The sequence below is a fragment of the Flavobacterium sp. FlaQc-30 genome, from assembly GCF_044005885.1.
GTDB lineage: Bacteria > Bacteroidota > Bacteroidia > Flavobacteriales > Flavobacteriaceae > Flavobacterium.
Genome location: NZ_JBIPCO010000025.1, coordinates 1 through 639, shown reverse-complemented (window position 1 = coordinate 639; position 639 = coordinate 1). Strand labels below are relative to the sequence as shown.

Below are 639 nucleotides of genomic sequence, written 5' to 3'. Positions count from 1 at the left end.
CTGAGAAACCTTCAAAAGGATTCGTTACATTGTCATACCCTTTTTTCTCATAAACCTGTACACCATATCTATTGTAAATTCTCACTGTATTGTTTGGGAAACAATCGATACCGTCTATAACAAACTTATCATTTATTCCGTCTCCGTTTGGTGAGATTCCGTTAAAGATATTTGGCAGACATGAAACATTGATGGTTTGTGTAAATACGTTTTCGTTTCCGCATTCATCACTTGCTTTCCATGTTCTGGTCAAAGTATATCTCGCACTGCAGTCTCCTGCTGTTTTAGTTTCTGTATACGTTACAAAGGCATTACTGCAGGCATCTGTTGCCGTCAATGTTTCTGCTTCAGGAATTGTATCACAGCTTGCATTTATTGTTTTGGCAGGAAGCGCCTCTACAAACACAGGAGCTGTAGTATCAACCACATTTATAAGCTGTGTATGTTTAGTTTCGTTTCCACAAGCATCTGCTGCTGTCCATGTTCTTTGCAATTGATAGCTTCCTAAACAACTTCCGTTCACTTTTACTTCAGCGTAGCTTACTGTGGCTGTCGAACAATTATCTGTCGCTGTAAGGGTTACAGGCGCAGGAATTACTGCTGAACATTCAACTGTAATATTTGCCGGCAGTGTTCCTG

At 40.1% G+C, this 639-nt stretch carries 1 protein-coding gene; it reads right to left on the bottom strand.

The features are described from left to right. Positions 1-639 (bottom strand): gliding motility-associated C-terminal domain-containing protein (locus ACHRV0_RS21575; protein WP_395442502.1); only part of this gene is annotated, 639 nt, incomplete at both ends.